We start from the raw sequence: 12,773 nt of genomic DNA on the forward strand, positions 1-12,773 counted from the left end.
TAACCTTCCTCCGCCAGCGCCCACACCGAGTGCACGCTGCAATAATCGAACTCGATGCCCTGGCCGATGCGGATGGGGCCGGAGCCGATGACGATGACGCGCCGGGGATGGGTGATGGCGGTCTCGGTCTCGCGCTCATAGGTCGAGTAGTAGTAGGGGGTGGCGGCCTCGAACTCGGCGGCGCAGGTGTCCACCATCTTGTAAGTAGGGTGGAGGCCCAGGGCACGCCGGCGCGCGCGCAGGTCGTCCTCGGCCAGGCCCACTAATTCGGCGATGGCGCGGTCGGCGAAGCCCATGCGCTTGGCCGCGCACAGCAGGTCGTCGCTCAGGCCCTCGCGGCCGGCGTCGGCGATCATCTCCTCCATGCCCACCAGGCTGCGCAGTTGGTGCAGGAACCAGGGGTCAATCGCGGACAGACCGTGGATCTCGGCCACCGAACGACCGCGGCGGAAGGCCTCGCCCACGGCGAAGATGCGCTCGTCGGTGGGATGGCGCAGGAGGTCCTCGAGCTGGGTATCGCTCCAGCAGTTGATGCCGCGCAGGCGCAGGCCGTGGACGCCGATCTCGAGCGAGCGCAGGGCCTTGTTGAGCGCGGCCGCGAAGGTGCGGTCAATCGCCATGACCTCGCCCGTGGCCTTCATCTGGGTGCCGACGGTGCGGTCGCCGGCGGCGAACTTGTCGAACGGCCAGCGCGGCACCTTGACCACCACGTAGTCAATCGCCGGCTCGAAGCAGGCGGTGGTCTGGCTCGTGATGGCATTGGGGATCTCGTCCAGGCGCAGGCCGACCGCGATCTTGGTGGCGACGCGCGCGATGGGGTAGCCGGTGGCCTTGGAGGCGAGGGCGCTGGAGCGGCTGACCCGCGGATTGACCTCGATCACGTAGTAGCGGAAGCTGTGTGGATCCAGCGCGAACTGGACGTTGCACCCGCCCTCGATGCCCAGCGCGCGGATGATCTTGATGGCGGCGGTGCGCAGCATCTGGTACTCGGGGTCGGTCAGGGTCAGCGCGGGGGCGACGACGATGGAATCGCCGGTGTGCACGCCCATGGGATCGAGGTTCTCCATGCTGCACACGGTGATGCAGTTGTCGGCGCCGTCGCGCATGACCTCGAACTCGATCTCCTTCCACCCCAGCACGCAGCGCTCGATCAGAAGCTGGCCGATCATGCTCATGCGCAGGCCGCGGCCGCAGATCTCGGCCAACTCGCGGCGGCCCTGCGCGATGCCGCCGCCGGTGCCGCCCAGGGTGTAGGCGGGGCGCACGATCACCGGGAAGCCGATGGCGCGCGCGAACTCCTGCGCGCGCTCGACCGAGGTGACGATGCGGCCCTCCGGCACCGGCTCGCCGATGGCCTCCATCGTCGCCTTGAATTGGTCGCGGTCCTCGGCGCGCTCGATGGCCTCCAGCGGCGTCCCCAGCAGGCGCACGCCGTAGCGATCGGTGACGCCCTGCTTGGCGAGCTGGGTGGCAAGGTTGAGGCCGGTCTGCCCGCCCAGGGTCGGGAGCAAGCCCTGCGGGCGCTCGCGCGCGATGATCGCCGTCGCCGCCTCCACCGTCAGCGGCTCGATATAGACGCGGTCGGCGATGTTGGTGTCGGTCATGATGGTGGCGGGGTTGCTGTTGACCAGCACCACCGCCAGCCCCTCCTCGCGCGCCGCCCGACACGCTTGGGTGCCGGCGTAGTCGAACTCCGCCGCCTGGCCGATCACGATCGGCCCCGACCCGATCACCATCACCTTCTTCAGCTCAGGGTCCCTGGGCATAGTCCTTTATCATCCACAGATTTCACAGATTACGCAGATGACTGATCTTGCTTCGCGCTCAGCGGCCATGAGGCCTGACAGTCGAGGGGCCGCTCATCCCTTGTGCACGTGGACCTCTCTGGTTCTCACGGCAGGGGGCCATTTAGTCTCGCCGCTCGCAGTCTCTCATCAAGCTCTCGCAGGGCTACCCTGTTGCTGTCCCAATGCAGACGCCTCTCGCATTCCTTGTACGGCAGCCACATCGTCGCCGAATGCTCGGGTGAAATGTGGATGGGACCGGCGAATTCCACTCCGAAGCAATACTCGGGTATCACGGATAGCCTAGCGTCCCAAGTGTCACGATCGCTGAAGGCGGTCACGGGCACGCAGCCACGAAAGTCCAGTTCGTAGAACGGGGCGCACAGTGGAATCCCAGCCTCCTCGTATGCTTCACGTCGGGCAGCCTCAATCGCAGACTCATCGCCTTCACCGCCGCCAGCTATCCCTTGCCAGTAGCTGGCATCGGCGCGTTGGAAGAGTGCGTACTCATACGCATTCTCGCGCGTTACCCGAAATGGAAAGACTAGCACCTGGAATGGGGCCCTAGCCATAGTGAAACCTCCTTGTAGCCGCACCAGCTCAGCGCCAGCAAACTGCCTTGCTTGCGCGCGAAGACGAACGGAACTGATGTCAAGAGCGAGATTCTTCGCGCCGCTACGCGGCTCTCAGAATGACATCCCCGGAAGCCCTGTGCACAATCCAGTTCCGAACCAGCCAACACAGAGAGCGCGGAGAGGTCAGGTGCGGTTCGCGAATCGCACCCACAAGCGTGTCTCTGCGCCCTCTGTACCACTAACCCGCAAATCGTTTGTTTCTCGCGCAAGAGTCTGCGCCCAAGTAGGGGCAAGGCATGCCTTGCCCCTACAGCATCGTCCGCGAATTGGCTATCTGCGTTCCCGCCGAAGGCGGCCAAGAATCTGCGTGAATCTGTGTCAATCTGTGGTTGATTGGTTGCGGCCCGCTGGGGCCGCGCTGGGTTCTCTGCGGATTACCTCTGTTTGTGTGCGCGCACGCTGCCGATGAAGTCGTCGAAGAGGTGCCGGCTGTCCTGGGGGCCGGCCGAGGCCTCGGGATGGTACTGCACCGAGGTGATCCCCAGCTCCGGGTGCACCAGCCCCTCGACCGTGCCGTCATTCAGGTTGACATGCGACACCACCGCGCCCGTACCGGCGAGGCTGTCGTCGGCGATGGCGTAGCCGTGGTTCTGCACCGTGATATAGGTCCGCCCCCCGTTGGTCACTTCTTTCACCGGATGGTTGCCGCCGCGGTGCCCGAACTTGAGCTTGTAGGTGCGCCCGCCCAGGGCGATGCCCAGCAGTTGGTGCCCCAGACAGATGCCGAGGATGGGCAGCCTGCCGATGACCGCGCGCAGCACGTCCACCGCGTAGTCCAAGCGCGCCGGATCGCCGGGACCGGGCGACAGCACCAGGGCGTCCGGCGCCAGGCCGAGAATGGTGCCCGCGGTCGCCGTAGCGGGCAGCACCAGCACCTCGCAGTCGAGGTCGTGGAGGAAACGCAAGATGCTGCGCTTGACCCCGTAGTCCACCACCGCCACCCGCAGGCGCGGCTCCAGCGGCATCTGCGCCTGCGCCGCCCCGTGGGGCGCCCCCGGCGTCCACTGATAGGGGCTGGCGGTGGTGACCTCGTGCACGAAATCGAGCTCGCCGTAACCGGGGGTCTGCCGCAGGCGATCGAGCGCCTCCGCGGGCGTCTCCGCGGTGGAGATGGTGCCCATCATCACCCCGTGCTCGCGCAGGCGCCGCGTCAGGGCGCGGGTGTCCACCCCGGCGATGCCCGCCACGCGGTGCTTGGCCAGAAACTGGTGCAGGGTCTCCTCGGAGCGCCAGTTGCTGGGCGCCTCGCACAGCTCGCGCACGACGAAGCCCTCGACCTGGGGGCGGTGGGACTGCATGTCGCCGGCGTTGGCGCCGTAGTTGCCGATCAGGGGAAAGGTCAGCGTCAGGATCTGCCCGCGATAGCTGGGATCGGTCAGCATCTCCTGGTAGCCGGTCATGCCGGTGTTGAAGACGACCTCGCCCACCGCGCGCCCCGCCGCGCCGATGCTCTCACCCTCGAAAACGGTGCCATCCTCGAGCGCCAGTATCGCCTTCACCGTATCTGCCCCGCCACGGCGAACAGCACCGCGCCCTCGCGCACGACCACACGTCCGCCCACCACCAGCCCCACCGCGCGCCCACGTACGCGCCGCCCGGCGAAGGGGCAGTTGCGCGCCTGGGACCTGAACTTCCGCGGGTCTATGACCCACTCCGCGTCGGGGTCCAGCAGCGTCACGTCGGCGGGTGCGCCCACCGCCAGCCGCCCGCCCGCCAGCCCCAGGATGCGCGCCGGGTTGCAGGTCATTCGCGCCAGCAGGTCCATCACCGTCATGCGCCCGGAGCGGACGAACTCCGTCAGCATCACCGCCAGCGCGCTCTCGAGGCCGATGACGCCGAAGGGCGCCTGCTCCCATCCCGCCGCCTTCTCCAGCGCCGCGTGGGGCGCGTGATCGCTGGCGATGACGTCAATCACGCCCGCTACCACCGCGCCCGCGATCGCCTCCAGGTCCGCCCGTGACCGCAGCGGCGGATTGACCTTGTAGGCGGGGTCGCGGTCCGGGATGTCGTCGGCGCTGAGCAGGCAGTGATGAGGGGTCGCCTCCGCGGTGACCGGGAGGCCCGCCGCTTTGGCTACGGCCAGCGCGGCGACCGACGCGCGCAGGCTGAGATGGGAGAAGTGCAGGTGTGGAGACACAGCCGAGGGCGGCTGTGCCACACAGTCTTTGACCAACCCGATGTCGCGCCGCACCAGGTCGGCCTCAGCGGCATAGGGTTGCGCGAACGGCCGCACCTCGCGCGACCGCGGCGACTCCTCGCAGTGGGTCGTCACCGGTAGCCGGGCCTGCGCCGCCTGTCGCAGCGCCGCGCGCATGACCTGGTCGTCCAGCACCGGCTCGCCGTCATCGCTGAGCGCGACCGCGCCGGCCTGCCGGAGCGCCTTGGCGGGCGCCAACTCACGGCCTCGCTGACCCACCGTCAGGCACGCCTTGGGATAGACGCGCACCAGCGCCGACCGCCCCGCGCGCGCCAGGGCGTCCAGGACGCGATCAGGCGCATCCACCGGCGGGCGCGTGTTGGGCTCCGCGCACACCGCGGCGAATCCCCCGGCGGCGGCGGCGGCGGTGCCGGAAGCGATGGTCTCCTTGTGCTCGTAGCCGGGCTCGCGCAGGTGGACGTGGATATCTATCAGACCCGGGCAGACGATGAGGCCGGGGGCAGGGATGATTTCCGCGCCGGCGGCGCGCTTGTCGGTTACCTCGCCGATGGCGACGATCTTACCGTCTTCGAACAGCAGATCGCCGATGGCATCCAACCCGCTCGCAGGGTCCAGCAGTCTGCCGCCGCGAATGAGATAGCTCACGCGCCCGCCCCCTCGGGGAGGACGGTGAGGCGTTCGCAGTAGGCACAGCGCAGCTTGCGGCCGGTGGCGCCGACTGGCTCGAACGCGGGTGCGAGATAGCGCTCCTGGGTGGTGATGCAGCGCGGGTTGGCGCAGGCGACCTCGGGCCGGGTGATGGGTTGGGGCGGGCGGCGCTCAGGCGCGTCGCCGCGCTTGACCTTGACCTGCGCCACCCCCAACAGCGCCGCCACCAGCGCCATGCGCACCGGCAGGCCGTAGGCCGCCTGGCGGAAATAGGCGGCGCGAGGATCGGCGTCAATATCATAGTGCAGCTCGTCCACCCGCGGCAGCGGGTGCATGACCAGGGTGTCGGGGCGCGCGCGGCTCAGCATGTCGGCGGTGATGCCGTAGGAGCTGCGCGCGGCGTCGAACTCCGCGGGGGTGGCGAAACGCTCGCGCTGGACGCGGGTCACATAGAGCGCGTCGAAGAGCGAGATGGCATTCGAGGTCAGGGCCAACTGGGCGTCGCCGCCCGCGGCCTGGCTCGACCGCACCAGCCCCGGATCCGCCACCAGCTCATCGAGGCTGCGATACTCGTAGGTGACGGCATTGTAGCGCTCGCGCAGGCGGTCGGTGATGTCGCGCGGCAGCTCCAGGCCGGGCGGGGCGACGCAGGCGATCTTGGCGCCGAAGCGCGCCAGGCCGTAGGCGAGCGAATGGGCGGTGCGGGCATGCTTGAGGTCGCCCACCAGCGCCACCCACACGCCCTCCAGGCGCCCCTTCTCGCGACGGATGGTGTAGAGGTCGAGCAGCATCTGCGTCGGATGCTCGTGGGCGCCGTCGCCGGCATTGATGACCGGCACCGCCGCGTAGTCCGCGGCCACGCGCGCCGAGCCCTCCAGCGGGTGGCGCAGGGCGATGAGGTCGGCGTAGCTCTCGACGATGCGCACGGTATCGGCCAGGGTCTCGCCCTTGGCGACCGAGGTCGAGGACACGTCGGCGCAGCTAATGACATCGCCGCCCAGGCGCAGCATCGCCGCCTCGAACGACAGGCGCGTGCGCGTGCTGGGCTCGTAGAACAACGTCGTCATCAGCTTGCCGCGCGCGAGGTCGAGCTTCGAGCGCACGCGCTGCGCCATCTCGTCGGCAAGCGCAAACAGGCCTTCGATCTCGCCGTTGGTGAGATCGAAACCCGACACCACATCCCGCCCCGCAAGGGTCATGGTCTGCCTCCCTCGAAGCGGCCTCCCCGCCGCCGACAAGGAATTGCAGCTTCGCGTTCACCTTGGCTCATCGGTTCCTCGACGCCTCCCGCTTCTCGATGAACACGCGCTCCTCGCCGTCGGGGTCGCGCAGGCGCACGGTGACGCGCTCGCGGTGGGAGGTGGGAACGTTCTTGCCGACGTAATCGGGGCGCACCGGCAGCTCGCGGTGCCCGCGGTCAATCAGGGTCGCAAGCTGGATGGCCCCGGGGCGCCCGCGCTCCATGATGGCGTCCATGGCGGCGCGCACGGTACGACCGGTGTAGGTCACCTCGTCCACCAGCACCACCCGCTTGTCGTCAATCGGAAAGGGCAGCTCGGTGGCGTCGGCGGCCTGCGCCGCGCGGTCGCGATCATCGCGATGGGGGGTGACATCGAGCGCTCCCACCGGCACCTGGATGCCTTCGATGGAGGCGATGAGCTCGCTCAGGCGCCGCGCCAGCGGCACCCCGCGCGTCAGAATGCCCACCAGCACCAGGTTCTCGGCCCCGCGGTTGCGCTCGATGATCTCGTGCGCGATGCGGGTCAGCGCGCGGCGGATGTCATCGGCGTCCATGATCTCGGGCGGCTGGTTGCTCATGGGAGAGGCTCCGGCTCGCAAAAAAATAAGGCCCTCCACGTGTGGAAAGGCCTTTTCGACTCCGGATGATATGTCATGCGCGCCCCTTGCCGACCTCGCGGGACCGGCTTAAAAGGGATATGTTCGGCTGACGTCGGACAAAGGGTATCACACCCCGCGCGGCATGTCAACCATTCTGCCGTTTGACGGTTACCCAGTTTCCGATCAGGTCGCAGCGAGATGCTTCACTGCGCGTGCCGACGCTGTCGCGCGAGCACGCTTCGTTCTGCATGACAGGAGCCGGGACGTGTCATTCAGAGTGGCTAAGCCCGGAGGGCCGCCACGGCGGTCGCTCCGCGACCTAGCCGCACAAGCGAAGAATCTCGCCTTCGTGACGAGCAAAGTGGGTAGCCGTCAGTTCTGCCGTTGCGGGTGTGACCTCGGAAAGTGGGAATCACTCTGGGGGCGCCCCGACAGGTCGGGGCGCGGATGTAGGGGCAAGGCATGCCTTGCCCCTACGAGGTCGCGCCCGGGCGTGCGCCCAGCCACCCCAACGAAAAGCGGTCACACCCGCCGTTGCGGCCCGGAGGTCCGTCTTCGGCGAGCCTTCCTCGAAACGCAATGGCAATTCGGGGGACGCACACCGTAGTCTCCTGGCCAGCAGCAGGTCTTCCTTGATTGAATTGTATGTCCCCAGAATGCCCTCCACCGTCAGCCGGTTATGGCGGGAAGACCATGCATTTAGTCGCAAGCAGAGTCAGGCTTGCGCAGCCAATAGTAGCCAATAGTATCATGAGCAATGCAAGTAGCCATTGTGGAAGCTGCGGCCACTCGTAACCATCCCGGAGGGCATGAACCGCCGGTGCAGTTAGCAGTAGACTGAACCCAACGATGCTGAACGACGCGAGATAATCGCTTAAAGAATCGACATAGGCTGGACCTGTGATGGGTCCAAATACGCTAGCCATGCGCATCCGTGCCAGCCCGTCGAAGACGCCTATTCCAATCTGAATCGCTAGATAGACCCACGCCCAGGTGAGCGCTAGCCGCGGAACGCGTCGCTTTACCGCGAGATATCCGACTACCCCGAGAGTCGCTAGTGCTGGCGCGACGCGGGCACCCAGTGACCATTGCATACCACTGACCTCCTCGTGGAGAACTCCATCGGCAACCAATTGAGGCAGGGGCAATTCCGGGGACACACAGCATAATTTCCTAACCAGCAGGCAGCTCTTCCTTCTTTCTCCGCACCCTCGGTCCCGGTTTGCCGCGCTGAGTGACGTCATGCGCCACCCCTGGCGCGACGATACGGGCGACGCAGGGCATGGCCCACTTGTACCACTATCAGCGCTCCCGGTCAATAATCAAGTCGTCTGTCCCCGGAATGCCCGCATCTGTCATCCCGCGCCCGCGGACTCACCTGCGCTCCGGCGCAGGTGAGAGCCCGTCTCGTCCTTGGTGACCTCGATGCGGTCCTGGAAGGCGTCCTTGAGGTCGTCAATGTGGGTGATTACCAGCACCTTCTCGAAATCGCCCTGGATGGCGTTGATGCACTCCACCAGCCGGTCGCGCGCCTGCGCGTCCTGGGTGCCGAAGCCCTCGTCTATGACCAGCGTCTGCAGCCGCGCCCCCGCCCGATGCGCCAGCAGGCGCGCCAGCGCCACCCGTACCGCGAAGTCCACCCGAAATGCCTCGCCGCCGCTGTAGAGCTCGTAGCGCCGAGTGCCCAGCTCATCGCTGATGTGCAGGTCCAGCGTCTCCGCCGCGTCGCCGTCGGGGCGCTCGCGCTGGGTGACGAAGGTGACCTGCATGCGCCCCTCGGTCATGCGCTCCAGCAGTTCGTTGGCATCCTCGGTGAGCTGCGGCAGCACCGTCTCCACCACCAGCGCCTGCACCCCCTGGCGTCCGAAGGCTTCCGCCAGCTCGCTGTAGAGCACGCGGTCGCTGTCCGCCGTGGCGCGCTCGCGCCGGCGCGCCTGCGCCTCGCGGCGCGCGGCGCCGCAGGCCGCGATCTGCGCGCGCAGACCGGCCAGCTCGCCCACCCGCCGGTCGCGCTCCTTGGCGGCGGCCGACAGGCGCGCCTGCGCCTGCGCGCAGGCGGCCGCGGCGGGCTTGGCATCGGCCGCGCGCTGCGCCAGGTCGGCGCGTTCGGCCTGGGCGCAGATCAGTTGCCGCCGCGCCTGGGCGAGGCTTTCCTCGACCTGCGCCAGATGCGCCTCGTCGCCGGGCAGCGCCTCCCGCGCGGACTCCAGAGCCCCCAGCTTCTTCTCCCACCCGGCGAGCCCGCGGATGGCCTCCTGCGCCTGCTTGTGGGCGGCGGCATCGTAGGCGATTTCCGCCAGCGCCGCCTCCGCCTCCGCCAGGCGGCGGCGGTCGTCCGGGGCGAACGCGCCCGCTTCCAGTGTTCGGCGCAGATCCGCGGCCCGCGTCGCCGAGTTGTCCGCCCTGACCGCTGCCGCGCGCGCCTCTTCGCGCTGCCGCTGCACCTGCCCCAGCCGCTTCTGCAACTCACCCGCCCGTGCGATGTACGGCTGGAGGGCGCGCATCTTCGCCTCCATCCGCTCCAGCAGACCGGCCGTCTCGTCGCGCGCGCGCTTCAGCTCCGCCAGCGACGACTCTTCGCGGTGCGACAGCGCCCGCGCCTGTTCCAGCAGCCGCCGCCGCAGTTCCTCCCCCAGCTCCTGCTCGCACAGGGGGCAGCGGGCGGAAGCCTTCGCCAGCGCCTCCATGCGCGCCGCCGCCTCGTCCAGCTCCGCCCGCAGCGACTTACCCGTCTGCTCGTCCGCCGCCGCCGCGGCGCGCAGCCGCTGCGCCTCTTCCCGGCACGATGCCAGCGCCGCCTCCGCCTCCCGGCAAGCGCGGATCTCGCCCTCGATCTCCTGCGCCTGGCGGGCCAGCGCCTCGGCCTGCCCCGCGGTCGCCCGTGATTCCTCGGCGGAGGCCTCGACCGCGGCCAGTTGCGTCTCCAGCCGCGCCTGCTCCGCCCGAATCGCCGCCGCGGCCTGATGGCGCGCCATCTCCACCGCCGCCGCCCGCTCGCGCCGCGCGCTCAAGTCTTCGTCCCGGCGGCGCACCTGCTCCAGCCGCGCCACCGCCGCCCGCGCCTCCTGCTCCTGCGCCAGCGCCGCCCGATGCGCGGCCACCCGCCGGGCGAAGTCCTGGTGCTGGCGTGACAGCGACTCGACCTGCGCCGCCGCCTGCTTGAGCGCCGTGTCCGCCCGCCGCAGCTCGGCCACCGCGCCATCGGCGGCGGCCTGGCACGCCCGCGCCTGCTCCAGCGCCGACTCGCACCGGGCCAGCTCCTGCTCGGAGTCCCCCAGCGCCGCCTCGGTCTCCCGCGCTTTCCCCTCCAGCTCCTGCTCGCGTTCGGCCTGCGCCTGGAGGCGCGCGATCTCGTCGCCCAACTGCCGCGAGCGGCCCTCGCACTCGCGCCCCGCGTCCCGCGCGCGCTTCGCCAGCTCGTCGTAAAGGTCGAGCCGCAGGATTCGCCCCAGCACGTCCTTGCGCTCGCCGGGCCGCGCCCGCGTGAAGCTGTCCGCCTTGCCCTGGAACAGAAACGAGGACATGACAAAGGTGTGGTAGTCCAGCCCCAGCAGCGATTGGATCACGCCCTCGGTATCGGTCTTGGTCGCGCCGGTGAGGGGCCGCCACGACTCGCCGTCGGCGAGGTAGAGCTCCAGGGTCTGACCGCGGTCGCGCCGCAGCCGCCGCAGGACGCGGTAGCGCTCGCCGTCGGCCGCGAACTGGAACTCGACCAGCGCCTCGTTGACGCCGTCCGCGCGGCGGATGATCTCCTCGTCCTTGGAGCGCGCTCCCTCCAGGCGCGGCGCCCGCCCCCACAGCGCCCAGGTCATGGCGTCGAGCAGGGCCGACTTGCCGTTGCCGTTGTCCCCGCACAGGCACGCGGTGTGGAACCCGAAGTCGAGCTCCTCGCCCGGCTCCCCGTAGGACATGAAGTTGCGCAGGAAAAGCCGCACTGGGATCATGGGTTTGAGCCGTCCGTGGGGGCTGGCGGTTCCTGCTCGGCGGGCGCGAACACCGCCTCGGTCTCGTGGCGCAGGGCAGCCAGCAGGGCCTCGGCCTTGGCGCGCAGCGCCGGTCCGCGGGCCGCCGAGACCTGTCGCAGCTTGAGGTATTCGTCCAGCGCCGCCAGCGGGTCGGTCATGCGCTCCGCCAACCCGGGGGCGCGCGGCGCCGCCGCCTCGCGCACGTGCTTGCTGATGGGCAGCGCCAGAGACGCCGCTTGCACAGCGGCGCGCAGGCGGTCGTCGTCCAGCGGCTGGTTCTGCTCCATGCTCACCCGCAGGCGCACCACCGCGTCCGCGATGTCGGCGCGCGCCACCGCTGCCTCGACCTCGGCGGTGGCGTCGGCGCCGGTCACCGCGACGTCAATCGTCACGAACCGCCGCGCCGGGGTGCGCACGAACTCGTAAGCGGTCCCGCCGTCCTCGATGTCAACGACGACGAAGCCCTTCTCCTGCCCCTCCTCCCCGAAATCCACCCGCTCCGGGCTGCCGCAATAGACCACCGGCGGGGCCGCGGTGCGCATCTCCTGGAAGCGATGAACGTGACCGAGCGCGACATAGGCGTATCTCCGATCCGCCACCGCCGCCAGCGGCGCCAGGGGCTCGGCTCCGCTGACGAGGTTGATCTCGGAGCCGATCATCGCCCCTTCAACCCCGACATGCGCGGCCAGGATCATCGGCGAGAACTCGCCCGCGGCCTGTGCCAGTTCTTCCAGCTTGCGGGTCAACCGGCGCGACAGCGCGCGGCGCAGCGCATCAGCATCTAGCCGCCGATCGTCGTCCTCCAGCAGCGCCGCCCGGGGCAGTGCCGGAAAGCAAGCGCAGCGCACGACTCCCGACCGGGTCTCGACATCCAGCACTTGCGGCTGGCGCACGACCGTCACCCCCGGCACCTCCAGCGCCGAGAACACGTCGAGCGAGCTCGCCTTGGCGGGCAGCGCCGGCAGGTCATGGTTGCCCGCCAGCAGCAGCACGGCGACGCCCTGGCTCGCCAGCCGGTGAATGCGCCGGGCGAACTCGCGCTGATGGGTGGGGTTGGGCTCGCGGCTGCGGTAGGCATCGCCGACGAAGAGCACCAGGTCCGCCTTGCGCTCGAGCGCGCACTCCACCGCCGTGTCGAAGCAGCGCAGGAAGTCGAGCAACCGCGAGTTAAGGCCGGTGCGGGGGTCGGGGCGGCCGTAGTTCTCGGTGCCGAGGTGGAGGTCAGCGAGGTGGAGCAGCCTCATGGGGTCATTCTATCAGCCGCCTGATGGAGCGTCAAACGGCCGACAAGCGCCGCGCGTGGCAGCAGTCTCGGCCAACCGGCAGCGCCCCGCCGTCGGTGGCGGCGGGTCAGGCCGGGACCGGCTCGTCGGCCGCAAGCTTCGCGTTTTCCCCCGGGTTGACGCGAATATACAGCGCCTCCGCGTCGGCGACGACGGCACCGTCGGGCAGGCGCGCCTCGGCGGTGGTGCGGATGATGCGCGCGCCGGTCTTGACTATGCGCCCGCGCAGGTCGAGGGTCGCCTCCACCGGCACCGCCTGGAGATAGCGCACCGTCAGCCGCCCCGTCATCGCCGGCAGGCCGTTCTTCCACACGATCTTACCCATCATCTCATCCAGCGCCGCCGCCAGCACCCCGCCGTGCATGTAGTCCAGCCAGCCCGTCAGCTCCGGCCGGACGTGGAGGCGCGCGCGGCACTCACCGTTTCCCCACGACAACTGCAGCCGCAGCCCGACCGGGTTG

At 69.3% G+C, this 12,773-nt stretch carries 9 protein-coding genes; all 9 read right to left on the bottom strand.

What is annotated here, in order from left to right; all coding sequences use genetic code 11:
- Nucleotides 1-1,766 (bottom strand): carbamoyl-phosphate synthase large subunit (gene carB / locus VM221_02055; GenBank protein HUT73602.1); only part of this gene is annotated, 1,766 nt, incomplete at its 3' end.
- A 125-nt stretch (nt 1,767-1,891) separates the two neighbouring features.
- On the bottom strand, nt 1,892-2,356 hold the full coding sequence (locus VM221_02060; protein ID HUT73603.1) for an NUDIX domain-containing protein: 465 nt from the start codon (nt 2,354-2,356) through the stop codon (nt 1,892-1,894).
- Between the two features lie 437 nt (nt 2,357-2,793).
- Nucleotides 2,794-3,918, bottom strand: a complete 1,125-nt coding sequence (carA, locus tag VM221_02065; GenBank protein ID HUT73604.1) for a glutamine-hydrolyzing carbamoyl-phosphate synthase small subunit — start codon at nt 3,916-3,918, stop codon at nt 2,794-2,796.
- Nucleotides 3,915-5,222, bottom strand: a complete 1,308-nt coding sequence (locus VM221_02070; GenBank protein HUT73605.1) for a dihydroorotase — start codon at nt 5,220-5,222, stop codon at nt 3,915-3,917. Before VM221_02070 ends, carA begins: the two co-directional genes overlap by 4 nt.
- Nucleotides 5,219-6,424, bottom strand: a complete 1,206-nt coding sequence (pyrB, locus tag VM221_02075) for an aspartate carbamoyltransferase (GenBank protein ID HUT73606.1) — start codon at nt 6,422-6,424, stop codon at nt 5,219-5,221. The genes VM221_02070 and pyrB overlap by 4 nt, the downstream gene beginning before the upstream one ends.
- A gap of 67 nt (nt 6,425-6,491) precedes the next feature.
- Nucleotides 6,492-7,043, bottom strand: coding sequence for a bifunctional pyr operon transcriptional regulator/uracil phosphoribosyltransferase PyrR (pyrR, locus tag VM221_02080; protein ID HUT73607.1), 552 nt, complete (start codon nt 7,041-7,043; stop codon nt 6,492-6,494).
- A gap of 1,376 nt (nt 7,044-8,419) precedes the next feature.
- Nucleotides 8,420-11,008: an SMC family ATPase gene (locus VM221_02085; protein HUT73608.1), complete on the bottom strand. Its 2,589-nt coding sequence runs from the start codon at nt 11,006-11,008 to the stop codon at nt 8,420-8,422.
- The gene (locus VM221_02090) at nt 11,005-12,273 is read right to left on the bottom strand and encodes an exonuclease SbcCD subunit D (protein ID HUT73609.1); all 1,269 of its coding nucleotides are present in this window, start codon (nt 12,271-12,273) and stop codon (nt 11,005-11,007) included. Before VM221_02090 ends, VM221_02085 begins: the two co-directional genes overlap by 4 nt.
- 106 nt (nt 12,274-12,379) lie before the next feature.
- On the bottom strand, nt 12,380-12,773 hold a 394-nt coding region (locus VM221_02095), incomplete at its 5' end, for a PaaI family thioesterase (protein ID HUT73610.1).

This window comes from Armatimonadota bacterium, assembly GCA_035527535.1.
GTDB lineage: Bacteria > Armatimonadota > Hebobacteria.

Excerpts from the sequence above, each read along its gene's own strand:
- pyrR (HUT73607.1), bottom strand. The coding sequence starts at position 7,043 with ATGAGCAACCAGCCGCCCGAGATCATGGACGCCGATGACATCCGCCGC.
- VM221_02090 (HUT73609.1), bottom strand. The coding sequence starts at position 12,273 with ATGAGGCTGCTCCACCTCGCTGACCTCCACCTCGGCACCGAGAACTAC.
- pyrB (HUT73606.1), bottom strand. The coding sequence starts at position 6,424 with ATGACCCTTGCGGGGCGGGATGTGGTGTCGGGTTTCGATCTCACCAAC.
- VM221_02060 (HUT73603.1), bottom strand. The coding sequence starts at position 2,356 with ATGGCTAGGGCCCCATTCCAGGTGCTAGTCTTTCCATTTCGGGTAACG.
- VM221_02085 (HUT73608.1), bottom strand. The coding sequence starts at position 11,008 with ATGATCCCAGTGCGGCTTTTCCTGCGCAACTTCATGTCCTACGGGGAG.